The organism is Bradyrhizobium sp. LM2.9 (assembly GCF_054056555.1).
In genome coordinates this window covers 1,425,890-1,450,026 of record NZ_JBSRYJ010000002.1, presented here as the reverse complement: position 1 = coordinate 1,450,026, position 24,137 = coordinate 1,425,890, and the positions used below count along the sequence as shown (strand labels likewise).

Annotated in this window: 20 protein-coding genes and 2 pseudogenes; 5 read left to right on the top strand and 17 right to left on the bottom strand. The window is 64.0% G+C overall.

Translation table 11 applies throughout. From position 1 onward, the window contains the following. Positions 1-87 precede the first annotated feature (87 nt). From ACVWW3_RS08175 to ACVWW3_RS08165, 3 genes and pseudogenes are all read right to left on the bottom strand, one after another. Positions 88-1,786: pseudogene (locus ACVWW3_RS08175) on the bottom strand (GMC family oxidoreductase). 106 nt (positions 1,787-1,892) lie between these two features. After that, on the bottom strand, positions 1,893-3,452 hold the full coding sequence (locus ACVWW3_RS08170) for an acyl-CoA carboxylase subunit beta (RefSeq protein ID WP_456650369.1): 1,560 nt from the start codon (positions 3,450-3,452) through the stop codon (positions 1,893-1,895). Then, positions 3,382-4,356, bottom strand: a complete 975-nt coding sequence (locus tag ACVWW3_RS08165; RefSeq protein ID WP_456650370.1) for an IclR family transcriptional regulator — start codon at positions 4,354-4,356, stop codon at positions 3,382-3,384. The genes ACVWW3_RS08170 and ACVWW3_RS08165 overlap by 71 nt, the downstream gene beginning before the upstream one ends. A 94-nt stretch (positions 4,357-4,450) precedes the next feature. On the opposite strand from ACVWW3_RS08165, the gene ACVWW3_RS08160 reads away from it, so the two are divergent. From ACVWW3_RS08160 to glsA, 4 genes are all read left to right on the top strand, one after another. Further along, complete coding sequence (locus ACVWW3_RS08160; protein WP_354046776.1) at positions 4,451-4,672, top strand: acetyl-CoA carboxylase biotin carboxyl carrier protein subunit; 222 nt, start codon at positions 4,451-4,453, stop codon at positions 4,670-4,672. A 166-nt stretch (positions 4,673-4,838) separates the two neighbouring features. Then, the gene (locus ACVWW3_RS08155; RefSeq protein WP_456650371.1) at positions 4,839-6,005 is read left to right on the top strand and encodes a TAXI family TRAP transporter solute-binding subunit; all 1,167 of its coding nucleotides are present in this window, start codon (positions 4,839-4,841) and stop codon (positions 6,003-6,005) included. Positions 6,006-6,041: 36 nt separating this feature from the next. Beyond that, the gene (locus ACVWW3_RS08150; protein WP_456650372.1) at positions 6,042-8,117 is read left to right on the top strand and encodes a TRAP transporter permease; all 2,076 of its coding nucleotides are present in this window, start codon (positions 6,042-6,044) and stop codon (positions 8,115-8,117) included. A 22-nt stretch (positions 8,118-8,139) separates the two neighbouring features. Then, entirely contained in the window at positions 8,140-9,987 is a 1,848-nt protein-coding gene (gene glsA, locus ACVWW3_RS08145) for a glutaminase A (RefSeq protein WP_456650373.1), read from the top strand. Between the two features lie 16 nt (positions 9,988-10,003). Here glsA and ACVWW3_RS08140 read toward each other — a convergent pair whose 3' ends face one another. The 14 genes and pseudogenes from ACVWW3_RS08140 to ACVWW3_RS08075 all read right to left on the bottom strand — a co-directional run bounded on the left by ACVWW3_RS08140 (position 10,004) and on the right by ACVWW3_RS08075 (position 22,806). After that, positions 10,004-10,306, bottom strand: coding sequence for a nucleoside triphosphate pyrophosphohydrolase family protein (locus ACVWW3_RS08140; RefSeq protein WP_247345910.1), 303 nt, complete (start codon positions 10,304-10,306; stop codon positions 10,004-10,006). Between the two features lie 26 nt (positions 10,307-10,332). After that, the gene (locus ACVWW3_RS08135) at positions 10,333-10,860 is read right to left on the bottom strand and encodes a carboxymuconolactone decarboxylase family protein (protein ID WP_456652051.1); all 528 of its coding nucleotides are present in this window, start codon (positions 10,858-10,860) and stop codon (positions 10,333-10,335) included. Between the two features lie 493 nt (positions 10,861-11,353). After that, a complete protein-coding gene (locus tag ACVWW3_RS08130) occupies positions 11,354-11,713 on the bottom strand; it encodes a Zn-ribbon domain-containing OB-fold protein (protein WP_247446810.1) in 360 nt (119 codons plus the stop codon). Next, positions 11,710-12,847, bottom strand: a pseudogene (locus ACVWW3_RS08125) (thiolase family protein). Before ACVWW3_RS08125 ends, ACVWW3_RS08130 begins: the two are co-directional and overlap by 4 nt. Continuing rightward, positions 12,844-14,067, bottom strand: coding sequence for a CaiB/BaiF CoA transferase family protein (locus ACVWW3_RS08120; RefSeq protein WP_456650375.1), 1,224 nt, complete (start codon positions 14,065-14,067; stop codon positions 12,844-12,846). Before ACVWW3_RS08120 ends, ACVWW3_RS08125 begins: the two are co-directional and overlap by 4 nt. A gap of 120 nt (positions 14,068-14,187) precedes the next feature. Continuing rightward, the gene (locus ACVWW3_RS08115) at positions 14,188-14,394 is read right to left on the bottom strand and encodes a hypothetical protein (protein ID WP_211374667.1); all 207 of its coding nucleotides are present in this window, start codon (positions 14,392-14,394) and stop codon (positions 14,188-14,190) included. Between the two features lie 128 nt (positions 14,395-14,522). Continuing rightward, positions 14,523-15,692, bottom strand: a complete 1,170-nt coding sequence (locus tag ACVWW3_RS08110; protein WP_354103709.1) for an acetyl-CoA acetyltransferase — start codon at positions 15,690-15,692, stop codon at positions 14,523-14,525. Between the two features lie 59 nt (positions 15,693-15,751). Then, positions 15,752-16,402: a bifunctional 4-hydroxy-2-oxoglutarate aldolase/2-dehydro-3-deoxy-phosphogluconate aldolase gene (gene eda / locus ACVWW3_RS08105; RefSeq protein ID WP_456650376.1), complete on the bottom strand. Its 651-nt coding sequence runs from the start codon at positions 16,400-16,402 to the stop codon at positions 15,752-15,754. A gap of 11 nt (positions 16,403-16,413) precedes the next feature. Next, positions 16,414-17,394, bottom strand: a complete 981-nt coding sequence (locus ACVWW3_RS08100) for a sugar kinase (RefSeq protein ID WP_456650377.1) — start codon at positions 17,392-17,394, stop codon at positions 16,414-16,416. 23 nt (positions 17,395-17,417) lie between these two features. Beyond that, complete coding sequence (gene denD / locus ACVWW3_RS08095) at positions 17,418-18,404, bottom strand: D-erythronate dehydrogenase (RefSeq protein WP_456650378.1); 987 nt, start codon at positions 18,402-18,404, stop codon at positions 17,418-17,420. Positions 18,405-18,463: 59 nt separating this feature from the next. Then, entirely contained in the window at positions 18,464-19,339 is an 876-nt protein-coding gene (locus tag ACVWW3_RS08090; RefSeq protein WP_354046753.1) for a carbohydrate ABC transporter permease, read from the bottom strand. Between the two features lie 2 nt (positions 19,340-19,341). After that, the gene (locus ACVWW3_RS08085) at positions 19,342-20,289 is read right to left on the bottom strand and encodes a carbohydrate ABC transporter permease (RefSeq protein WP_247446802.1); all 948 of its coding nucleotides are present in this window, start codon (positions 20,287-20,289) and stop codon (positions 19,342-19,344) included. Positions 20,290-20,355: 66 nt separating this feature from the next. After that, on the bottom strand, positions 20,356-21,669 hold the full coding sequence (locus ACVWW3_RS08080; protein WP_247446801.1) for an ABC transporter substrate-binding protein: 1,314 nt from the start codon (positions 21,667-21,669) through the stop codon (positions 20,356-20,358). Between the two features lie 75 nt (positions 21,670-21,744). Then, positions 21,745-22,806 (bottom strand): ABC transporter ATP-binding protein, encoded by a 1,062-nt coding sequence (locus ACVWW3_RS08075; RefSeq protein ID WP_247446800.1) that lies wholly within the window; start codon positions 22,804-22,806, stop codon positions 21,745-21,747. A gap of 202 nt (positions 22,807-23,008) precedes the next feature. Between ACVWW3_RS08075 and gntR the strand changes: the two genes are divergently transcribed. After that, the gene (gene gntR, locus ACVWW3_RS08070; protein WP_247345870.1) at positions 23,009-24,109 is read left to right on the top strand and encodes an HTH-type transcriptional regulator GntR; all 1,101 of its coding nucleotides are present in this window, start codon (positions 23,009-23,011) and stop codon (positions 24,107-24,109) included. Positions 24,110-24,137: the final 28 nt, after the last annotated feature.

Genomic DNA, 24,137 nt, shown 5'->3' with positions numbered 1-24,137 from the left:
CCTGCGGAACAGTTCCGGGTATTCTCCTGCATAAATTTCAGCTTCTACCGCCTGATTCGCGGCGGACGGCGCAAAAAGCGAACCGACTCACTGCATCATCGCAGCCGCGATCTTCTCCGCCGACATCAGGACCGGAAAGTTGGTGTTGGCGCAGGGCACCACCGGGAAGATCGAGGCGTCGACGACGCGCAGTCCCTGCACGCCCTTGACGCGGCCCTCTGGATCGACCACCGCCATCGGATCTTCCGCCCGGCCCATGCGGCACGAGCAGGAGGCGTGCCACACGCCGATGGTCGCCTTGCGCACGAAGGCTTCCAGCGCCTCGTCGTCGTTGATCACGTCGTCGAAGGTAAAACCCTCGACCACGAAATTGTCGATCATGTAGTGGCGCAGCGCTGCCGGCCCGTCCATCAGGGCCGCGGCGATTTTTGTCAGTATCCGGTTCCTGGTGTTGACCACGCCGATCTTGCGCACGCGGTCGGTATAGGAGGCCGGGAACGGCTTGTCCGTCACGGCCCTGACGACGTCGCTCATCTGCACGGCCGCCATCTTGCGGAAACCGCTCATCAGGCGATCGAGATCGCGGCGGTCGGATAGCAAGTTGAACTCGACGATCGGCTCGGCTGCCGGGTCGCGCGAGGCGAGCTTGACCTGTCCGGTCTCGGAATAGGTCTTGTTGACGAACGTCAGCAGCGATCCGATCTGCTCGCCGACCGCGTGCCAGGCCGATTTGCTGAGCAGGACGACGAACATGTCGCCTTTCGGCACGCCTTCGAGCCCGGATGAATAACGCAGGCCAAGCTGCATGTGGCGCCTGGTGTGCTCGTTCATGCGCGCGCCGCGGCGGACAAAGGACGACAGCGAGATCGAGGGATGATCCATCAGGCGCTGGCCGACACCTTGCAGCCCCATCAGGACTGGAATGCCCATATCCTTGAGGTGACCGACCGGGCCGATGCCGGCGCGCAACAGATGCGCCGGCGAATGGATGGCGCCGCTGGAGAGAACGATTTCACGGCCGCGGAATTCCTGCTCCCGTCCGTCGACAGTCGCCTTCACACCGACGCACCGCGTGCCTTCGAACAGCAGCTCTCTGACTTGCGTGTTGGTGGAGATCGTCAAGTTGGCGCGCTTGCGCGTATCACGATCGAGATAGCCCATCGCGGCCGAGACGCGTTGCTCGGCCTGGTTGGAGTGCGTCACCGGGAAAAACCCGTCGACGAACTCGCCGTTCTGGTCGGCCAAGTATTGGTGGCTGGCCTGCTGGAAGGCGTCGGCGAACGCCTGCGAATGTCGCGTCCAGTGCTCCCGCGGGATCCGGCGAACCGGGATCCGACCGTCCTTGCCGTGGTACGGGCCGTCGAAATCGAGATCACGCTCGACCTTCTTGAAGAAGGGCAGCACGTCATTCCAGCTCCAACCCGCGGCGCCGCGCGCCTCCCATTCGTCGTAATCGGTCGGCGCGCCGCGGTTGGCCATCTGGCCGTTGATCGAGGAGCCGCCGCCGAGCACGCGTGCCTGCTCGTATTTGCGTTAAGGGCGGACGTCCCTCGTTCGGATTATTGTGGCTGACGATCTGGGTCGTGACCTTGAGCTCGGTCCAGTGGAAGCGCGGATCGAAATAGGCCGTACCCGGATAGCTGTCCCTGATCTCGGCCGGCTCGTCGCCGGGCGGTGTGTCCTGTCCGGCCTCGCAGAGCAGGACCTTGTTGGCACTCTTTGCGGAGAGCCGGTGGGCCAGCACGGACCCCGCCGAGCCGCCGCCCACGATAATGAAGTCGTACACGATTGGCGCTTCCTCTTGTTCTTGTCCGGGGAGCGTAGCGCGTCCTTGTTTTGAGGTCACGCCATCGCTGCTGCGGCAAAGCGCGAGCAGCCCCCGACGGCTCTGCTTACGGCCTGATCGTCATGCTCTCCGGCGGCCCGGCCTTGCGCAGCGGCTCCGCCAGTCGCGCGAACTCGCACAGCAGCGACCGCGTCTTCCTGGGATCGATGATCTCCTCGACCCAGAATTTTTCGGCGGAGCGGAACGGCGAGCGCAGCTTGTTGAGGCGCTCCTGGATCTCCTTCAGCTTCGCCGCGGAATCTTCGGCCGCATCGATATCGGCGCGATAGGCGGCTTCGATGCCGCCTTCGAGCGGGAGCGAGCCCCAATAGGCCGACGGCCAGGCGTAGCGGATCGAGAAGCGGTCTGCGGGCTGATGCACGACACCGGCGACGCCGAAGGCGTTGCGCAGGATCACCGTGCACCAGGGCACGGTGGTCTGGTTGACCGCGGCCATGGCGCGGACGCCGTGGCGGATGGTGGCGGCCTTCTCGGCATCGAGGCCGATCATGAAGCCGGGGCAATCCATCAGATAGACGATCGGCAGATGGAAAGTTTCCGCGAAGTCGACCCAGCGCACCACCTTCTGGCAGGCATCCGCGGTCCAGGAGCCGCCGTAGTGAAAACTGTCGCTGGCAAGCACCATCACCGCCCTGCCCTCGAGCCGGGCGAGACCGACGATGATCGGCTTGCCGAAATTCTTTGCGACCTCGAAGAACGAGCCCTTGTCGACGACCTGCTCGACGATCGGCCGCATCTTGTAGACCTGCTTGCGGTTGCGCGGCACCGCGTTCATCAGCGCCTCTTCGCTGCGCTCCGGATTGTCAGTGCAGGGCAAGGTCGGCGGCAACTCATGGACCGACGACGGCAGATAGGAGAGGAAGCGCCGCACGCAGGCGAATGCTTCCTCCTCGGTGTCGACGGCATGATCGACTGCGCCGGCGCGGGTCTGGATATCAGCGCCACCAAGTTCCTCCTTCGACAGGTCCTGCCCCAGCGCCTTCACCACGGGCGGGCCGGCGACGAACATCGCGGACTTCCGGGTCATGATGGAATAGTGGCTGGCGGCAAGCCGCGCGGCGCCGAGCCCTGCGACCGAGCCGAGGCCGAGCGCGACCACAGGCACGCGCGACAGATTCTCCGTCGTGAAGCGATACCAGCGCGTACCGCCGATGCCACCCGGCAGATTGGCCGCGCCCTTGGTCTCAATGGTCTTGACCGAGCCGCCGCCGCCGGAGCCCTCGATGATGCGGACGATGGGCAGTCGGAAATCGTGCGCCATCTCCTCCGCCATCAGCGGCTTTGCGGAGATCGACGCATCGGCAGAGCCGCCGCGCACGGTAAAATCGTCGCCGGCGACCACCACGGTACGGCCCTCGACGCGCGCACGGCCGAACACGCAGTTCGCCGGCGTCAATTTCTGCAACTCGCCGCTGGAATCGTATTCGCCGATGCCGGAGACGGCACCGATCTCGTGAAAGCTGCCCTTGTCGGTCAGTCTGTCGATACGCTCCCGAACAGTCAGTCGGCCCTGGTCATGCTGACGCTTGACCTTGTCAACGCCGCCCATCTCCCGCGCGAAGGCTTCGCGCCGGGCGAGCTCGTCGAGTTCCGGCTTCCAGTTCATTCACGCCCTCCGAATTAATCGGCTTGTTATTGTTGTGCACGGCCATTGCGACCGGTTTGCGCGAGATGCGATTGTTGAAGACGTCGCCTTCCGCGCCGTCCATCAGGCTGCCGAGCGAGCGGCCGAGCGCGACCATCAACGGAGCGACCTCGGCATGCAGACGCTGCTCGTTATACATCGACGACAGAAGACCGATCGTGATCACCACAAAAGTCTGGTACTGCGGCGACCAGATCGGCACCGCGAGCCCGTTGATGTGCGGGCTCCACAGGCCGCAGGCCACGACATAGCCGTGATCGCGTAGCGACTGTCGATTGGCTTCGATGCGGGGCCGCAGGATTCTCGCAGCCTCGGGGGCTTCCCGTTCCATATCCGTGATGAAGGCATCGCCGACCTCCGGCGCCAGCGCCGCGGTGTAGGCCGCGCCCGCAGCGGTCGACGCCATCGAGATGCGGCTGCCGGTGCCCTCGTGCAGGCCGAGCGCCGAAGCCGAGCGCGCGAACTGGAGATAGACCAGATGAAAGCGATCGGGCACGACGAAGCCGACCGTGCCAGGCAGTTGCTCGGCGACTTCCTGGAGCCGCTGGCGGATCATGCTGCGCAGCTGCGCGCCCTTCATCATCGAGGCGCTCATCGCCACCGCGCTCGGCCCGATGCGATATTTTTGATCGCGCGGCAGATAGACCAGCTGTCCCATCCGCGTCAGCGTGTGCGTGAGCCGCGACACCGTCGAGCGCGGCAGGCCGCAGCGATTTGAAATCTCGAGATTGCCGAGCCTGATCTCGTGGCCCTCGAAGCATCGCAGCACGTCGAACGCGCGCGACACCACCTGGATGACATCACTCTCACCGGCATCGCCGGCGAGCGCACCCTGTCTACTCAACCGCTCTGAACGTCGTCCCATGATCCCTACCGCTTGTTTCGCTCTGCGGAATTAAATTCCACTTGCGGATGACGCTACCTCAGGCATTTTGCGACGACAACAAAAAGGCGATGGCATGCCAAATATAAAAATCGTCACTGAGGTCGCGGGACGCATCTGCGCAATGCCCGTGCAAGTTGGAGGAACCGTTGCGGATGGCGACGAAATTGTGGTGGTCGAAGCGATGAAGATGGAGATACCTGTGCCGTCGCCCGCGAGCGGCACGATCACATCGCTTCTGGTGAAGCTCAACGACGTCGTTGCCGAGGGACAGGCGATCGCGATCGTCGCGAACTGACCGCATTATCCGCAGCTTCCGCGACAATCTGTCAGCCTCATTGCTGCGTTCGCGGTACGGCGTTGCCATCGCTTCATCGCGATGACATGATCTGTTTCAAACAAACTCTGTTTCAAACAAAGAAAGAAAATCGTCGCGGCAAACGCGAGGATCATTGGAGGGAAACATGCTTCGTGGGCTGATCGTGCTCGCGCCTGCCTTGGTGGTGGGCGTTTCTTTTGTGTCTACACGCTATGCAGCCGCCGAAGACATCAAGCTGCCGGCAACATTGACGTTCACGGCCTATGACACCGGCACCGCCGGCTTCAACATCGCGGTCGGCGTCGGCAAGATGATGAAGGACAAATACTCAACCGATGTGCGCGTGCTCCCCGCAGGCAACGACGTCGCGCGTCTCGCGCCGCTGCGCGCCAAACGCGCGGTCTCGTCCGCGATGGGATCGGGCTCCTACTTCGCGCAGGAAGGCGTGTTCGAGTTTGGAACCAGGGAATGGGGCCCGCAGCCGCTTCAGATCATGCTCTCGTCCGTCGACTGCAACTGCGGTACGCTTGGCGTCGCCGCCGATGCCGGCGTGAAGGATCTGAAGGACCTCAAAGGCAAGCGCGTCGGCTTCGTCGTCGGCTCGCCGGCGCTGAACCAGAATTCGCTCGCGGTGCTCGCCTTCGCCGGATTGACTCAGAAGGACGTTAGGATCGTCGAGTTCGCAAGCTACGGCGCGATGTGGAAGGGCCTGATCAACAACGACACGGATGCGGCCTTCGGCACCACCATCACCGGCCCCGCCAAGGAAGCCGAGACCTCGCCGCGCGGCCTGATCTGGCCGCCGCTGCCCGCCAACGACAAGGAAGGCTGGGCGCGGATGCAGAAGGTCGGCTCGTTCTTCTTCCCGCAGACCGCGACCTGCGGCGCCGGCATCTCGCCGGACAAGCCGATCGAGCTCGGCAACTACCCCTACCCGATCTTCGTCGCCTACGCCTCGCAAGCCCCCGACCAGGTCTATGCGATGACGAAGGCGATGATCGTGAACTACGATTCCTTCAAGGACTCCGCACCCGGCGCCGGCGGGCTCGCGGCCGATCGCCAGACCAAGAACTGGGTGGTGCCGGTACACCCCGGCGCGGTGAAGGCGCTGAAGGAAGCCGGGCAATGGAGTGACGCGCAGGACACGCACAACAACAGACTGATCAAGCGCCAGGAGGTGCTTGGCGCCGCGTGGGCCGACTACGGCAAATCCAACCCGCCTGCGGATGACAAGGCGTTCCTCGACGGCTGGATGAAGGCGCGCGCCGCTGCTCTTGCGAAAGCCGACATGCCGAACGGGTTCGACGAATAATCGTCAACGGTTAATTGCCCACGCGCGGGGTCGATCATGTCGTCTGCTTCAGTCTCCACCGCCCCGCAGGACGAGGCCAAGCGGGTCGTGTTCGACGATCCGCATGGCGCCGCCGGCAACATGCAGGAAGCGGAGGTCACGCGCGTTCGCGCGCTCCGCGGCGCCTGGCGCTGGACGCTGGTGGCCGCGACCGCCGCGACCATCCTGCTCTGCATCAACCAGCAATTCTCGCTGCGCTTCTTCGTCGGCTACACCCAGCTCAACACGGAGTACTTCTATCTCCTGATCGCGCTGATGCTGCCGTTCACGTTCCTGATCTTCCCGGGGACCGAGCGCGCGCCGCTCGACCGCATTCCCTGGTATGACCTTCTCTGCTTCGTCGTGACCTTTGCCGCCGCGCTGCTGCTGATGTCGAACGTGCGCAAGGCCGCGGAGGCCGGCTGGGAATTCGGCGGCGCGCCGAACAGCGTCATCGCCGCCGGCCTCGTGATGTGGGTGATGCTGATGGAGGCGCTGCGCCGCACCGGCGGCTGGAGCCTGCTCCTGAGCGTGCTCCCCTTCACGGTCTATCCGCTGTTCGCAGAGTCCGGCTGGCTCGGGCCGTTCCGCGGCACGCAATCGACGCTGGAGCAGGCGACCGCCTATCACGTGCTGTCGGGCGAGAGCCTGCTCGGCATTCCCATCCAGGCGTTTGCCGACACCGTGATCGGCTTCCTGGTGTTCGGCACCGCGCTGATGATGACCGGCGCCGGAAAGTTCTTCATCAATCTCGCCTTCGCGCTGTGCGGCACGTTCCGCGGCGGCGCGGCGAAGGTCTGCATCTTTGCCAGCGGCCTGCTCGGCATGATGTCGGGCTCGATCATCTCCAACGTGCTCACTGCCGGCACCATGACCATCCCGGTGATGAAGAAGAGCGGTTTTCGCGCCTCCTACGCCGGAGCGATCGAGGCCTGTGCCTCGACCGGCGCGGTGCTGGCGCCGCCGGTGATGGGCGCGACCGCCTTCGTAATCGCACAGTTCCTCAATGTTGGCTATGCCGACGTCGCGATCGCCGCGATCATCCCGGCCGTACTCTATTATGTCGGCCTGTTCATGCAGGTCGATTCCTATGCCGCACGACACGGGCTGAAAGGCATCCCGCGCGCAGAGCTGCCGCGGATCATGGATACGATCCGGGACGGCTGGTACTACGTCTTCGTGATCGCGCTCCTGATCGTGATGCTCTTGTACTTCAAGCGCGAAAGCCACGCGCCGTTCTACGCGACCGCGCTGCTGCTGGTCCTCAACCAGCTGTTCTCGAAGGACACACGTTGGACTGTCGCGACCATCGGCAAATTCCTCGAGGTCAATGGCCGCACCTTCGTCGAGCTCGTCGGCATCCTTGCCGGCTGCGGCCTGCTGATCGGCGCCTTCTCGATGACCGGCGTGGTGTCGAGCCTCGCCAACGACCTGCTGCGCATCGCCGGCGACAATCCGTTCTTGCTGCTCGGCATGTGCGCCCTCACCAGCCTGATCCTCGGCCTCGGTCTGACCACGACGGCTTGCTACATCTTCCTCGCCATCCTGGTCGCGCCCGCGCTGGAGAAGCTCGGGCTGAACAAGATGGCCGTGCACATGTTCATCTTCTACTGGGGCATGCTGTCGTCTATCACCCCGCCGGTCGCGATTGCTTCATTCGCAGCCGCAGGCATTGCCGGCTCGCCTGCGATGAAGACGGGCTGGGAATCGATGTGGGTCGGGAGCATCATCTATTTCATTCCGTTTTTCTTCGTGCTCAATCCGGCGCTGGTGCTGCAGGGGGAAAGCCCCTATCTCGCCGGCCTCGGCCTGATGGCGCTTGCGGCCTTCGGCACGCTGTTCATCTGCGGCGGCATCCAGGGCTACCAGCCCTTCGTCGGCGATCTCCGCGGCGCCGGTGCGCTGGAATGGCCGATCCGCGTGCTGCTGGTGATCGGCGGGTTCGTGGTGGCCACCCCCGGCGGCGGCATCATGCCGCTGTCGCAGATGCAGGTGACGCTGCTCGGCCTCGCCATCCTCGTGCCCACGGTTTTGCTCGCCCTTGTTCTGGTCCGGCGCCAGACCATGGTGCCGGACGGGTTGCGCGTGCCCTGATTGCGTTGCACAAAGAGAGGCGATGAAACCGCTTTCGCCGCTCGCCACCGCCTGGACCCGCTCAAAGCCGCCTTTGCTGCGGTTTCTGGACAATTGCCTCAACGAATTCTCGGGGGAGACCTCGGGCGCGGTCGCCGACTACATTCCCGAACTGAGCAAGGCCGATCCTGCCCATTTCGGCATCAGCCTCGCGACCCTGGACGGCCATGTCTACGAGGTCGGCGACTCCAGGGTGCCCTTCACCATCCAATCAATGTCAAAGCCGTTCGTGTTCGCGCTGGCGCTGGACCTGCTCGGCGCGAACAGGGTCGAGAGCGCGATCGGCGTCGAGCCCTCTGGCGATCCGTTCAACTCGATCCGGCTCAATTCCGAAAACCATCCGTTCAACCCGATGGTCAATGCCGGCGCGATCGCCTGCACCGGGCTGATCTACGACAGCAAGGGCGCAGACGCCTTCGAGCAGATTCGCCTCGCGCTTAGTCGTTTTGCCGGGCGCGACCTCGCCCTCGACGAGGCCGTCTACGCTTCCGAAAGCCAGACCGGCGACCGCAACCGCGCCATCGGCTATCTCCTCAAGACCAATGCGGTGATCTCGGACAACGTCGCTGCCGTGCTCGACGTCTATTTCCGGCAATGCGCGGTGCTGGTCACCGCGCGCGACATCGCGGTGATGGCGGCAACGCTCGCCAACCGCGGCGTCAATCCGGTCACGGGCGAGCAGGTGCTGACGCCTTACGCGATCTCGCGCACGCTGTCGGTGATGACGTCGTCGGGCATGTACGACTATGCAGGCGAATGGATCTACCGGATCGGCATTCCCGCCAAGAGCGGTGTCGGCGGCGGGATTCTGGCCGCCCTTCCCGCCCGCCTCGGGCTCGGCAGCTATTCGCCAAAGCTCGACAAGCACGGCAACAGCGTGCGCGGCATCAAGGTCTGCGAGGCGCTGTCCTCGCACTACGACCTTCACATGCTCAACCGCAGCGACGATGCGCGCAACGCCGTCATCGCCGACTACGACATCGGCAAGAGCCCGTCGCGGCGCGTGCGCCGTCCGCAGGAGCGCGATATTCTCGCGGCGCACGAGCAGGAGGTGCGGATCATCGAGCTGGTCGGCACGCTGTCGCTGTCGGCGGTCGACTATGTCTCGCGCCGGCTTGCTGGCCGGCCGCGGCCGCAATTCGTGATCTTCGATCTGCACCGCGTCACCTCCACCACGCGCGCGGGTGCGCGGCTGGTCGCCGAAGCGTTCGAGGAGCTCGCGGCGCTGAATGTGACCGTCGTGCTGTCAGGCGTCAGGCGCGCCTCCAAGGAATGGGACAGCCTGCGGGAATGGACCGCCGAGCTGAAGAACGTCCGCGATTTCTACCTGCTCGACACCGCGATCGAATGGGCCGAAGACCAGATCGTCTATCGCCATGGCGGCTCGATCGATTTCCACGAGACCACCGAGCTTGCCGAGCAGCCGCTGCTAGCAGGCTTGAGCGAGGAAGAGCTGACCGACCTCGCCTCGATCTGCACGATCCGGACCTATGCATCCGGCGCGAAGATCATCACGACAGGCGCTGCAGCTGATTCCCTGTTCTTCCTGCGCAGCGGCGCGGTGCATGTCACCCTGCCCGACGGCGTGCGGCTGGCAACGCTGACGGCCGGCATGGCGTTCGGTGAGATGGCGCTGATTGAGACCACCCGCTCCGCGGACGTGTTCGCGGACATGGCAGCGACGGCGCACGAGGTGCAGCTGAAGGACTTCGAGCGCTTCCGCAAGCAGCATCCTCACGCCAGCGAACGCATCATGCGCAATCTGGCGCAGCTTCTGGCCGAGCGTCTGATTGTCGCCAACGCCAAGGTGGATATCCTGACCTCGACCTGAGCGCGATGGTTGCGGCTCAGCGGCTCGCCGCCTCGCTCAGCCGCCGATTGATCTTGGCCGCACTCGCCTTGAGCAATTCGGATGGCTTCTGGCCGGTCGCCGCACACAGGCAGGCCCAGTAATAGATGACGTCGCCGAGCTCATCGACGAGACCTGCCTGATCGAGCCAGTCGTCGCGCAGCAATTTCTTGATGTGCTCGGCAACCTCGCCGGATTCGCCGGCGAGGCCGAGACCGAGATAGGACAGCCGCTCGTTGGACGGATGCTCATCGACTTTCGCAATGCTCGCGGCCCAGGCCGTGTATTCATCGATCGTCATCGCCAGACCTCGCCGCAGTTTTTGGATCAGCCCACCACTTCCGTCACAGGCTGAAAATCGATCTCGAACGTCTCAAGGAATTTCGAGGTCATGATGTAGAAGCCGACCGAGAGCTGCAATTCAACCAGCGCGGCCGGCGTCAACTTCGATGAGATCGCCTTGAAGGTCGCGTCCGTCGGCTTGTTCAGCTTGACGATCTCGTCGGTGAAGGCGAGCGCGGCGCGCTGTGTCTCGTCGAAGCAGTTAGCTGACTGCCAGTTCTCGAGCGCCTTGTTCTGCTCGTCGGTGACGCCGACATTCTTGCCGATGCGCTTGTGCGCGACGATCTCATACGGCGCCTCGCACAGAATTCCAGTGCGGGTAATCGCGAGCTCGCGCACGATGGGGTCAAGTTCGCCCTTGTGGCGGATGGCGCCGCCCAGGCGGCAGTACTGCTCGAAATAGCTCGGCGAATGCGACATCATCCGGAAGATGTTGGCATTGCGGTTCTTGTCGAGGATTTCGCGGGTGCGGTCGGATGCCTTCGACGGGTCGCTATAGTTGATGCGGGCCATGATTTTCCTGATGTTTTTGTCGAAGGCTTTCTCGGAGCCTTTGATGCTCATTGTCGTTGCCGGCGAAAGTTCCCTGAAACTCTATTCGCGGAGAGACGCAGGAGCAACAACATCGAGTCAAAATGCCGCCGCATTGCTGATCGACCTTGGCACAGTCGATATTCGCTGCGTGGGGACTAGATCGCAGCGGATACTCGAAGTGGGGTGTTCCGAGTAAAATAACTGGCCGTCCTTGCGCTCACCGCGCATCGATGAGTCACGCCCAAGTCTAGGGAGAAAAGGCATGAAGGAAGCCACCAAGGGGGCGGCCTCGGAGGCGCTCGCGCATATGCTGGCCGTGATGGCTATGCTCGTCATCGCCAGCATCTTGTTCTACGGGCGCTAGGTAGAGTTTTTGCGTTTTCGTCATTCCGGGGTGGCTCTCGCACAGGCCAGGCCCAGAACTCCCGTTCCAGGCTCGGTCCCTTGGACCGCCCCCGAATGACGAATCCCACTATTTTCCCTTCGTGAAGAACGGCATCAGCTTTCCGGCAAACGGCTTAAAGCTCGCGACGACCTCGTCGCCGATGGCGAGATCATTCTCACCATGCGCCATCATGCGAAACCCTTCGGCGCAATCGACCAGCAGAATATTGTAGGGCACGTGCGCGCGCGTCTCAGGCGTGGCGGCACGGCAGACCAGCGATGTCGCGTACACCCTGCCCTTGCCGCTGGCGCGCGCCTCGCGCGGATCGGACATGCCGCAGGCCGCGCAGAAAGCGCGACGGAAATACTGCACATGGGCGCAGGCGGTGCAGGTCTGATAAGTGACCGCCTCTTCGCCCCTGGTCCAGTCCGCTAGACGCTCGCTCATCGCACCCGCTCCAAAAACATGCTGACGTGGGACGACAGCACGCCGCCGTCGCCGTGCAGCAGCGCGATCGAGGCGTCGCGCACTTGCCGATTCCCCGCCCGCCCCGTCATCTGCAGATGCGTTTCGACCAGATGCGCCATGGCGCCGCCAACGCCGCAATGGCCGTAGCTGAGCAAGCCACCGTGGGTGTTCAGCGGCATCGCGCCGTCGCGGCCGAAATGCCCTGATCGTACGCGGGCGGCTGCCTCGCCGCGCGCGGCAAGACCGAGGTCTTCCAGCAGCATGGCGAGCGTGATGGTAAAGCTGTCGTAGACTGGCGGCGTAGCGCACGTCGGAGATCGCAAGGCCCGTGGCCTCCTTGGCGCGGGCGACGGAGATCTCGGCGCCGAGCTCACTGAGGGCGGGCGCAGCGGTGACATGCTGATGGGTATGCGCCTGGGCACAGCCGCGAATGCGTACGCCGGCCTCTCCCGTCCGCTCGCGGCTGATGACGAAGGCGGCGCCGCCGTCGGAGACCGGGCAGCAGTCGAGCAGTTTCAGCGGCATCGCCACGGGCTTCGAGGCCATGACGTCAGCGACCGTGATGGGATCGTGGAATTGCGCCCCGGGATGGGTGCAGGCGTGTGCGCGCATCAGCACCGCGAATTCGGCGAGGTCTTCTTCCGTCACGCCGTATTCGTGCATATAGCGGGTAGCGACGAGGCCGTAATAGGCGGGAATGGTCGGCCCCAGCGGCACCTCGTAGTCGGGATGGCCGACCTGCGCCAGCGCCTGGATCGAGGCATCGCGGCTCTGCCCGGTGAGTCGGTTCTCGCCGCCGACGACGAGCACGTTGCGGGCGACGCCTGCTTCGACGAGATGATGGGCGAGCATGGTCATCGCGAGGCCGGTCGCACCGCCGACCTGGACGGCGTGGGCGTAAGCCGGACGGATGCCAAAATGCTCGGCGAAGACGGTCGCCAGCATGATGTGCGGCGAGACGGTGGAGTAGCCGCAGAGGATGCCGTCGATGTCGGCGCGCTCGACCCCGGCATCGTCGAGTGCGGCCTGCGCGGCTTTGCTCATCAGGTCGAGCGAGGATGAACCTTCGTGCTTGCCGAAAGATGTGAGGCCGACGCCCGTGATGAAGCTCATGGCAGCACCTGTGCATCGTCATTCCGAGGCGGCGAACGGGTGACACCGTCGCGGACCAGCGCGTCGATCTCGTCCGCGGAATAGCCGATCTCGCGCAAAATCTCCGCGCCGTGCTCGTTGAGCCGCGGCGCCAGCCGCGCTGGCTCGGCCTCGGTCTCCGACCAATTGGCCGTCACCTTCATGCTGCGGATCGGCCCTTCGGTCGGATGGTTTACGACCGGGAAGAAGTTCGTGGCGTCCAGATGCTCATCGTGCAGCATCGATGCGAGGTCGTGCATCGGCATCACAGGCACGTCGGCCTTGGTGAGCAGGTCGATCCATTCCGCAGTGCTGCGCGTCTCGAAGATGCGCGCGAGCTCGGCATAGACGACGTCGATGTTGGCGGCACGGCCGGCAAAGCTCGCAAATTTCGGATCGGCGCGCAGATCGTCGCGGCCCGTCGCCTTGAAGAAGTTCTCCCACTGCTTGTCGTTGTAGACAATGACGCTGAGATAGCCGTCCGATGTCTTGTAGGGCCGGCGGTCGCGCGAGAGGTGGCGGGCGTAGCCGCCCTTGTCGAGCGGAGGCTCAAAGGTGAGCCCGCCCATGTGGTCGCCCATGACGAAGCCGGCCATGGTCTCGAACATCGGGATGTCGACGCGCTGGCCGCGTCCGGTGCGGTCGCGGTGCACGAGGCTGGCGCAGATCGCGCCGACGGCGGTGAGGCCGACAATGCGATCGACCAGCGCGTTCGGCACATAGCGCGGCACGCCGTCACCGGTCTGCGCCACCAGCGCCGGCAGCGCGGTCGCGCCCTGGATCAGATCGTCATAGGCGGGCTTTGCGGCATACGGCCCGTCCTGGCCGAAACCGAACACGCCGGCATAGACCAGACGCGGATTGATCTTGGACACAACGTCATAGCCGAGCTGGAGCCGTGCCATCGCCTGCGGACGGACGTTGTAGACGAGCACATCGGCGTCCTTCAGCAGCCGCAGCACGGCCTCGCGGCCGGCGGGCTTCTTCAAATCGAGACAGATCGAGCGCTTGCTGCGGTTGGTGTTGAGGAACACCGGGCCCATGCCGGCATGACGCATCGGGCCGATCAGGCGGGTGACGTCCCCGTCGAGCGATTCCACCTTGATGATGTCAGCACCGTAGTCGCCGAGCATCTGGGTCGCATAGGGCCCCATCAGCACGGTGGTCATGTCGACGACCTTGATGCCCTTCAGCGGCCCCATTGGTTCGCTCCCGATTGCGCGGGGCTCTAGAAAGCGGCCCCGCGATTTCGGTCCAGCTAAAGGCAGCAGCGCCGCGCGCGCAAGGGCGGCCGGCGTATGGCCGCATGCGCTGCGCGTCCGCTATTTCTTCTGGCGGGATTCACGGATCTTGACGAGACGGTCGAGTTCGTCGTTCTGCTGATTGATGCGGTCGGCGATCCGCGACTCGTTCTGCTCGCCCGAGGCCGCCGCGGCCTGCTCGATGAGCTGCCTTATATTGTCCTCGAGGATCGCGATGCGGTCGTTGAGTGCATCCATCGACAGCGAGTCTTCGTAGTCATTGCTCATGATGCATTTCCCGCGAATCAATCAGAGCCATACGGTGGGCAAAGCGAAGCGTGCCCACCATGATCTAGCGCAAACAAGTTGGCGGGCACCGCGCTTGCGCGCCTTTGCCCACCCTACAAGGTCGGAGCTTACTTCAGCGGCTCCAGCACGGACACGTAGTTGGCGACGGCCGCGCCGCCCATGTTGAAGATACCGCCGAGTTTTGGGTTGTTGAGCTGCATGCCCTCGGGCGCCTGGCCTGCGAGCTGCATCGCGGTCATCACGTGCATGGAGACACCGGTGGCGCCGATCGGATGGCCCTTGGCCTTCAGCCCGCCGGACGGATTGACCGGCAGCTTGCCGTCCTTGAGCGTCCAGCCTTCCTTGATGGCGCGGGCGCCCTGCCCCCTCGGCGTCAAGCCCATCGCTTCGTACTCAATCAGCTCGGCGACGGTGAAGCAGTCATGGGTCTCGACGAAGGAGAGATCGGACAGCGTGATCCCGGCCTGCTCCAGCGCGCGCTGCCATGCGACCGTGCAGCCTTCGAACTGGAGGATGTCGCGCTTGGACATCGGCAAGAAATCCTGGGCGTGCGCGGTGGCGCGGAAGCCGATCGACTTGCTCATGGTCTTGGCGGTCTCGGCGTCGGCCAGCACCAGTGCGGCTGCGCCGTCGGAGACGAGCGAGCAATCAGTGCGCTTCAAGGGGCCGGCGACGTAAGGGTTCTTCTCGCTCTCGGCGCGGCAGAAATCGAAGCCAAAATCCTTGCGCATCTGGGCGTAGGGATTGGCGACGCCGTTCTTGTGGTTCTTGGCCGCGATCAGCGCCAGCGCATCGGACTGGTCGCCGTATTTCTGGAAATAGGAGCTGGCGATCTTGCCGAACACGCCGGCGAAGCCGCCGACGGTGTCACCGTCCTCAGGCAGGTAGGATGCCTTCAACAGGTTCTTGCCGATCTCCGGCCCCGGCGTGCGCGTCATCTGCTCGACGCCGACGACCAGCACGATCTTGGCCGCACCCGCAGCAATCGCACGCACGCCCTGATGCACGGCGGCGGAGCCGGTGGCGCAGGCGTTCTCGACGCGGGTGGTCGGCTTGAAACGCAGCTTCGGGTCGGCCTGGAGCACCAGCGAGGCGGTAAAATCCTGCGGCGAGAAGCCGGCGTTGAAATGGCCGAGCACGATCTCATCGACGTCGGACGCGGAGATACCGGCATCCGCCATCGCCTCATTGGCGACGCGCGTGACGAGGCTTTCGACGGTTTCGGTGTCGAACTTGCCGAACGGCGTATGCGCCCATCCAACGATGCTGGCGGTCATGGTCTTTTCTCCCTACGGTCTATTACTGACCTAAGTCTTAGCCCAGCGATGGCAAGACTTCACGAGGCTTTCAGGGCCTTGATCGTGCGCTGGCAGATGGCAGTTATGCCGGCCCAGTTTCCGGCCTTGATCTCCGCCGCCGGGCACAGCCAGGAACCGCCGACCGCAACCACGTTGGGCTCGGCAAGCCAGGTCGCCGCATTGGCCTCGCCGACGCCGCCGGTGGGGCAGAACCGCACGTTCGGGAACGGACCACCGAGCGCGCGCAGGCCCTTGATACCGCCGGCCTGCTCGGCCGGGAAGAATTTTGCCACGTCGAGGCCATGGGCCAGCGCCATCATCAGCTCGGACGCCGTGGCGATGCCCGGCGCGAACGGCAAGGAGCTGTCGGCGGCAGCCTCAAGGAGATCCGGGGTCAGGCCCGGGCTGATGCCGAACGCGACGCCGAGCCTCTCGACACGGGCGAAGTCTGCCGGATTGAGAATCGTGCCGATGCCGACGACCGCCTCGGGTACTTCGGCCATCATCGCCCTCGCGGCCTCGATCGCAACAGGGGTGCGCATGGTCACCTCCAGCGTGCGGACGCCGCCGGCAACCAGCGCACGCGCCAGCGGCACTGCATCCTGGATCCGCTCGATGGTGAGGACGGGGATGACGGTCGCGGCCTTGAAGAGCGCAACGAGGTGGTTCTGTTGGGCAGTCGTGGTCATGGGTCTCGATCTTACTTGGTCGCTTGACGAGAGGTCGCCGGCCGGTGCCGCTTCTTCGGCGGCATGGCATAACCCGGAATGATGGCGCCGGAATAGCAGATCACGAGGCTGGCAAGGCGATGCCCGGCCTGGGCGGCCTCGACCGGGTCGGAACCGGCGAGCCGCGCCGCGATATAGGCCGCCGCAAAGCTGTCCCCGGCCGCCGTGGTGTCGACCACCGGCTTGGTCATCGGCTCGGCGCGGACCTCGTGGGTGGCTCCGGCAAAGCGCAGCAGGCTGACCGGCTCCGCGAGCCGGAACACCAGCTCGGGGCTCGGGATGCGCGCCATCAGCTGGTCCTGGCTCTCGCCGGGATAGAGGGCGAGCAGATCCTCGGTCGAGGTCAGCACGATGTCGGCGGCCGCGAAGGCCGCTGCAAACACCTCGCGCGCGACATCGCGGTCCGGCCACCCTCGCGCGCGAAAATTGGTGTCGAACACGAAGCGGGTGCCGAGCAGGCGCGCCCGCTTAATCGCCGCGAACAGGCGCTCGCGTCCGGCCGCATCGTAGATCGAGAGCGTGATCGCAGAGAGATAGATGATGTCGTAGCTCATCAGCGAGTTGAGCAACTCGTTCGTCTCCGGCAAGTCCATCAGCTGGCGCGCCGCCGCACTGTCGCGCCAGTGGAAGAACTGGCGCTCGCCCTTCGCATCCAGCTGGATCATGTAGAGGCCGGGCAGCTTGCCCGCCAACCGCGCGACACGCCTTGTGCCGACGCCCTCCGAGGTCCAGGCCGCGATCATCTCATCGCTCAGGGCATCGTCGCCAAGCGCGGTGAGATAATCGACCTTGGTATCGAGCCGCGCCAGATACACGGCCGTATTGAGGGTGTCTCCGCCGAAGCCGCGCGAGTACAGGCCACCGCCCTGCCCGGCAGACTGTCCCGAAGACTGTCCGCCCTGGGCCTGCCGAAGCTCGACCATGCATTCGCCGATGCAAGCAACGCTCGCCATCAATTTACCCGCTCAGTCAGAGATCAGGCGACGAAATTACCGCCGAGCTCGTCTTCGATGTGAATGCGGATGATGTCGTCGAAGGTCTTTTCCTCGGTGGTGAAGCCGAGCTCGAGCGACCGCTTGGCATTGAAGTTGCGCGGCCAGCCGCCGACGATGCCGACGATGAAGGGGTCGGGCTCCCGCTTGATGCGGGCGGCGACCTTGTCGCCCGCGACACGCTTCAGCGCAGCGATCTGCTCGCCGACCGTCGCCGACAGGCCCGGCATGGTCAAATTGCGGCGCGGACCGACGGTGGCGAGGTCCATGGTGCCGGCATGCAGCAGGAAACCGACGGCGGAGCGCGGCGTGGCGTGCCAGTGACGGACGTCCTCGGAGACCGGCAGCACGACCTCCTTGCCGGCGAGCGGTTCGCGCAGGATGCTGGAGAAGAAGCCCGATGCGGCCTTGTTGGGCAGGCCGGGCCGGATGCAGATGGTCGGCAGGCGGATGCCGATGCCGTCGAGGAAGCCGCGGCGCGAATAGTCGGCGAGCAGCAGTTCGCCGATCGCCTTCTGGGTGCCGTAGCTCAACAGCGGCGTGTGGAAGAACTCGTCGCCGATCGCCTCGGGGAACGGCGCGCCGAACACCGCGATCGAGGAGGTGAACACCACGCGCGGCTTGTAGCCGCCGCCAGCAAGCCTGACCGCGTCGAGCAGCATCCGCGTACCGTCGAGATTGATGCGGTAGCCCTTGTCGAAATCGAGTTCGGCTTCGCCCGACACGATCGCGGCGAGATGGAAGATCACGTCGGGACGGCCGGCGATCAGCTTTTCGGCGGCGCCGGGGACGGCGAAGTCGCTCGATACCGTCTCGACGGCAAAACCGGCCTTTTCCGGTTTCTTCGGCTCGACCACGTCATGCATGGTAAGCTTGGTGATGTCGCTCTTGCCGAGCCTGCCGTCGCGCAGCAGCCGTTCACACAATTTGCGGCCGACCATGCCGGCGGCGCCCAGAACCAGAATGTGCAAGAGCCTACTCCTTTTTATTGGCGCGCTGCCCTCAGCGCGCCCTCATTGCGGCCCCGCGATCATTCCTTCACGGCGCCGGTCATCGCCGACACATAATACTCCACGAAGAAGGAATAAAGGATAACTACGGGGACCGAGCCGGTCAGTGCCGCCGCCATCAGCGCGCCCCAATGGTAGACGTCGCCATTGACGAGCTCGGTGATCGCGCCGACGGGGATCGTCTTGTTCTCGGACGAGGAGATGAAGGTCAGCGCGTAGATGAACTCGTTCCAGGACAACGTGAAAGCGAAGATGCCCGCCGAGATCACCCCCGGCAGCGACAGCGGCAGCGTGATCTTCATGAGAATCTGCAGCCGCGTCGCCCCGTCAATCAGCGCACACTCCTCCAGCTCATAGGGGATGGTGCGGAAATAGCCCATCAGGAGCCAGGTGCAGAACGGGATCAGGAAGGTCGGATAGGTCAGGATCAGCGCCAGATTGCCGTCGAACAGGCCGAGCTGAAACACGATCGCCGCCAGCGGAATGAACAGGATCGAGGGCGGCACGAGATAGCCGAGGAAGATCGCAAGGCCGATATAGCGCGAGCCTTTGTAGCGCAGACGTTCGATCGCATACGCGGCGCACACGCTGGCAAACAGCGAGATGAAGGTCGAGGACACCGAGACGATCACCGTGTTCCACATCCAGAGCGGATAGTCGGTGTCGAAGAACAGCTTCTTGATGTGCTCCAGCGTCGGATGCACGATCCAGAACGGATTGTACCTCTCGTAGTCGTACATCTCCGCGTCCGGCTTGAACGTCGCGATCGCCATCCAGTAGAACGGGAACAGTAGCAAGAAGATGATCAGACCGAGCGGAAGGTAGACGCGGAGAAATTTCCGCGGGAAGCTCTCGAGGTAGTCCATTCCGACGCTTTGGTCGTCCGCTGTGCTCATGGTCAGTCCCTCCCGCCCTGCTGCCAGCGGGAACGCTGAAGCCCGAAAAAGCTGAGCAGGATCGCCGCGACCAGGAACGGAATCATCGCGTTCGAGATCGCCGCGCCCTCGCCGAGATTGCCGCCGGTGATGGCGCGCTGGAACGATAGCGTCGCCATCAGATGGGTGGCGTTGATCGGCCCGCCCCGCGTGATGGTGTAGATCAACTGGAAGTCGGTGAAGGTCATCAGCACCGAGAACGTCATCACCACCGCGATGATCGGCGACAGCATCGGCAGCGTGATGTGGCGGAAGCGCTGCAGATTGGTGGCGCCGTCGAGATTGGCGGCCTCGTAGAGCGAGGGCGAGATGGTTTGTAATCCCGCCAGCAGCGTGATCGCCACGAAGGGCACGCCGCGCCAGATGTTGGCGGCGACGACCGACCAGCGCGCATTCCAGGGATCGCCGAGAAAATCGATGTAGTGCGTGATCAGGCCGGCCTTGAGCAGCACCCAGGAAATGATCGAGAACTGGCTGTCATAGATCCACCAGAACGCGATCGCGGAGAGCACCGTCGGCACCACGAAGGGCAATAGCACGATGGCGCGGACGATCGACTTGAACGGAAGTCGCTCGTTGAGTAGCAGCGCCAGGTAAAGTCCGATCGCGAATTTCACGGCGCTGGCGGCGACCGTGTAGAAGATGGTGTTGAACACCGACAGCCAGAACACCGAGTCCTTGGAGAGCGAGACGAAGTTCTGGAACCCGATGTAGCGCCCGGCTCCGCCGATCTTGGTATCGGTCATGCCGAGCCAGAAGCCCAGCGCCAGCGGGTAAGCCAGAAACAGGATGAGAATCGCGATCGCCGGCACCATGAACATCGCGCCGAGAAAATTCCGGCTCTCGAATGCTCTGGTCCACAAGCTGCTGCGCTTGACATGCGCGGCAACGGGCTCGGCCATAACTGCCATGTCGGACTCCCCTCAACGAAAAGTCGCGGCGTCCGGCGAACCGGACGCCGCGTAGATTGGAACTGATCAGACCTGGTAGTAACGCTTGGCGCGCTCGGCCGCGCGTGCGGCTGCCTGCTTCGGCGTCACGGAGCCCGACGCCGCCTCGGCGAACATATCGACGACGACGAAGTCGCCCATCACGGCGGCGGAGGCATAGCCGAGATCGCCGGCATAGCCGTTGTCGCGGCAACGCTTCAGGCAGTCCCGATACGGCGTGATCTTCGGATCCGACGTCCACACCGGGTTGTCGTTGTAGGCCGGAAGCGGCGGCGAGACGTAGCCGTTGGAGGAGACCTCCCAGGCGTCGTAGTTCGCCTTGTCCATCATGAATTTGATGTATTCCTTGACCGCCTTGGGATACTTCGAGTGCTTGTAACCGTAATAGACGAGCACGTTCTGCTGCTCGGTCGACACGCCGACCGGCCCGATCGGCATCGGCGCGTGGTTCATGTCCTTGGCGATCTCCTGCTGCTTCGGATCGGTCGAGTTCTTTCCGACGGTCCAGATCGAGATGCCGTTCAGCGTCAGGCTGAGTTCGCCGTTGAGGAACGCCTTGTTGTTGTTCGAGTCGTTCCACGACAGCACGCCGGGGATGAAGGTCTCGTAGAGCTGCTTGACGTATTCGAGCGCGGCGATCGTCTCCGGCGAGTCGATCACGACCTCGTTCTTGTCGTTGACGACCTTGCCGCCGAATGCCCACAGCGCCCACTGGCACCACCCGTTGGCGTCGCCCGTGGCGTGGCCGAGCGCGAAGCCGGCCGGCGTGTTGTTCTTCTTCAGGGCCTGGCACAGCTTGAGGAAGCCGGCGGTGTCCTTGGGGAATTCATCGAAGCCGGCCGCCTTCACGTGGCTGATGCGGTAGTTCAGGCAGCCGCCGGTCGCGCCCTGCGGAATGGCGATCCAGCTGTTGCCCTTCTTGCCGTAGCGTTCGGCAACCGGATACCAGCCGCCATACTGCGCGCCGAGATAGTCGGCGACATCGGTCACATCGATCAGCTTTTCCGGGAACTTATGGGGATCATCGAGCGTGCCGATGATCAGGTCGGGACCGGCGCCGACATTGGCCGCGACCGCGGCCTTCGGCCTGATGTCCTCCCAGCTCTCGGCCTCGAGCTTGACCTTGACGCCGGTCTTCTCGGAGAACGCCTTGGTCTGCTCGGCGAACTTGTCGAACTCGGCCTGGATGAATTGCTTCCAGCGCAGCACGCGGATGGAGGCGTTCGGCTCCGGCGTGTTGGTCCAGGTCGCCGCACGCACCGGGACGATGCCCGGGCCAGCCAGCAACGCCGCGCCACCGAGGCCGACTTTAAGCACACTTCGCCTGTCGAAATCGCTCATCGTTCTCTCCCTAAATTTAATATTTTGTATTGGGTAGTCTTGTGTTGGGTCTTCTTGGGCCGTCGTTCGGCGTCGCTACACGCGTTTGCCCGTCGCCTCGTCGAACAGATGAACCACGGCAGGATCGGGCTTCAGCTTGACCTTGTCACCCGGATTGAATTGGTGACGTTCGCGGAAGACCGCGACGACCTGCTCACCACCGAGCTTCGCAAACACCTGCGTTTCGGAGCCGGTCGGCTCGACCACGACGATCTCGGCATCGGCGCCGTCGTCGGCGATGGTGAAATGCTCGGGCCGCACGCCGTAAACGACGGGACGGCCGTCGGACGCCGCCGGCGCGTTCTTGAGCGGCAGCTTGACGCCGTTCGGACCCTCGAAGGTCGCAACGCCGTTGACGCGCACATGACCCTTCAGGAAGTTCATGGAGGGCGAGCCGATGAAGCCGGCGACGAACTGGTTGTCGGGCTTGTCGTAGAGTTCGAGCGGCGTGCCCATCTGCTCGACGATGCCGTCATGCATGACGACGATCTTGTCGGCCATGGTCATGGCCTCGATCTGGTCGTGGGTGACATAGACGGTCGTTGTCTTCAGCCGCTGGTGCAGTTCCTTGATCTCGGTGCGCATTGCGACGCGCAGCTTGGCGTCGAGGTTCGACAAAGGTTCGTCGAACAGGAACACCTGCGGATCGCGCACGATGGCGCGGCCCATGGCGACGCGCTGGCGCTGGCCGCCGGAGAGCTGGCGCGGGTAACGCTCGAGCAGCGGCGACAGCGCGAGAATTTCGGCGGCGCGCTTGACGCGCTTGTTGATCTCGTCGGTGCTCTCGCCCCGCAGCTTCATCGAGAAGCCCATGTTCTCGCCGACCGTCATGTGCGGATAGAGCGCGTAGTTCTGGAACACCATCGCAATGTCCCGCTCCTTGGGCTGGACATTGTTGACGACGCGGTCGCCGATCGAGATCGTGCCGGAGGTGATGTTCTCGAGGCCCGCGAGCATGCGCAGAAGCGTCGACTTGCCGCAGCCGGAGGGACCAACCAGGACGACGAACTGGCCGTCCTCGATCGGAATCGAAACGCCGTGCAGGACTTCAAAATTGCCGAACGATTTCCGCACGTCGCGGATTTGCACAGACGACATCTAGCTCCCTCCTCGAAAGTCCACGACGCATCTTGCGCCGCGACCGTCTTGTTTTTTCAGACTTCACCGAACGAAGCCCAACCTTAGCGGGGGACATTGTCGGCAGTTTGTGCGGTTTTGGCAATTTGTCTTTGGTTAGTCTGTGCTGGTAGCGCTGTCAACGTTCCTTTGTTTGCGACAGTGAGTGTGTTAAGAGCAGCAAATGGGTCGAAAACGCACCAAGTCAGGCAAAATCCGGCTGGCGGAAGTCGCCGAACTGGCCGGCGTCAGCCCGATCACAGCGTCCCGCTTCTTCCGCAATCCCGAGGCGCTGTCGGTCGCCAAGCGGACACGGGTCGAGAGCGCGGCCAAGGAGCTCGGCTATGTGCCCAACCTGGCGGCACGCGCGTTGGCCTCGCAGCGCACCGAAGTGATCGGCGTCTTGATTCCGTCACTGACCAACAACGTGTTCTCCGACGTGCTGCGCGGCATCTATGACGCCTCCGAAAGCAGCCGTTACTCGATTCAGTTGTCCAATACACGCTACAGTATTCTCCAGGAGGAGAAGCTGCTGCGTCTGTTTCTCGCGCAGAAGCCGGCCGGACTGATCGTCACCGGCATCGACCAGACCGCGGAATCGCGCGCGATGCTCGATGCCGCCGACTGCCCGATTGTGCAGATCATGGAGATCGGACCCAATCCGGTCGACATGATGATCGGCTTTTCGCACTATGACGCAGCCCGCGCGGCGATCGCGCACCTGTTCGCGCAAGGTCACCGCAAGATCGGCTTCGTCGGCGCGCGGATGGATCCACGGGTGCAGCGGCGGCTCGACGGATACGTCTCGGCCATGAAGGACGCTGGACTGTTCGAGCAACGCCTCGTCGTCACGACGGCAACACCGACCTCGGTGACGCTCGGCGCCGCCCTTTTCACCGACCTCCTGGCGCAGGAGCCCGGCATGGACGCGGTGTTCTGCGCGAATGACGACCTCGCGCTCGGCGTGCTGTTCGAATGCAGGCGCCGGGAGATTGCGATACCCGAACAGATCGCGATCGTCGGCTTCAACGATCTCGAATTCATGGCGTCCACCGTGCCGACCCTCTCCAGCGTGCGCACCAACCGCTACGAGATGGGCAACACGGCCGCGGCCATGCTGATCGAGGCGATCGACGGGCGGCGCCCGCAGCATCCGGTGCTCGATCTCGGCTTCAAGGTGATAGAGCGGCAAAGCTCCTCGGCGCGGCGTTCGGACAACAGGCCGGCGGTTTCAGGCGCGGGCGCTGCGAACAAATTGGTAGCGTTACCAAGTGGCCATGACTAGTATCGGATTTGTGAGGAAACGACCCGCC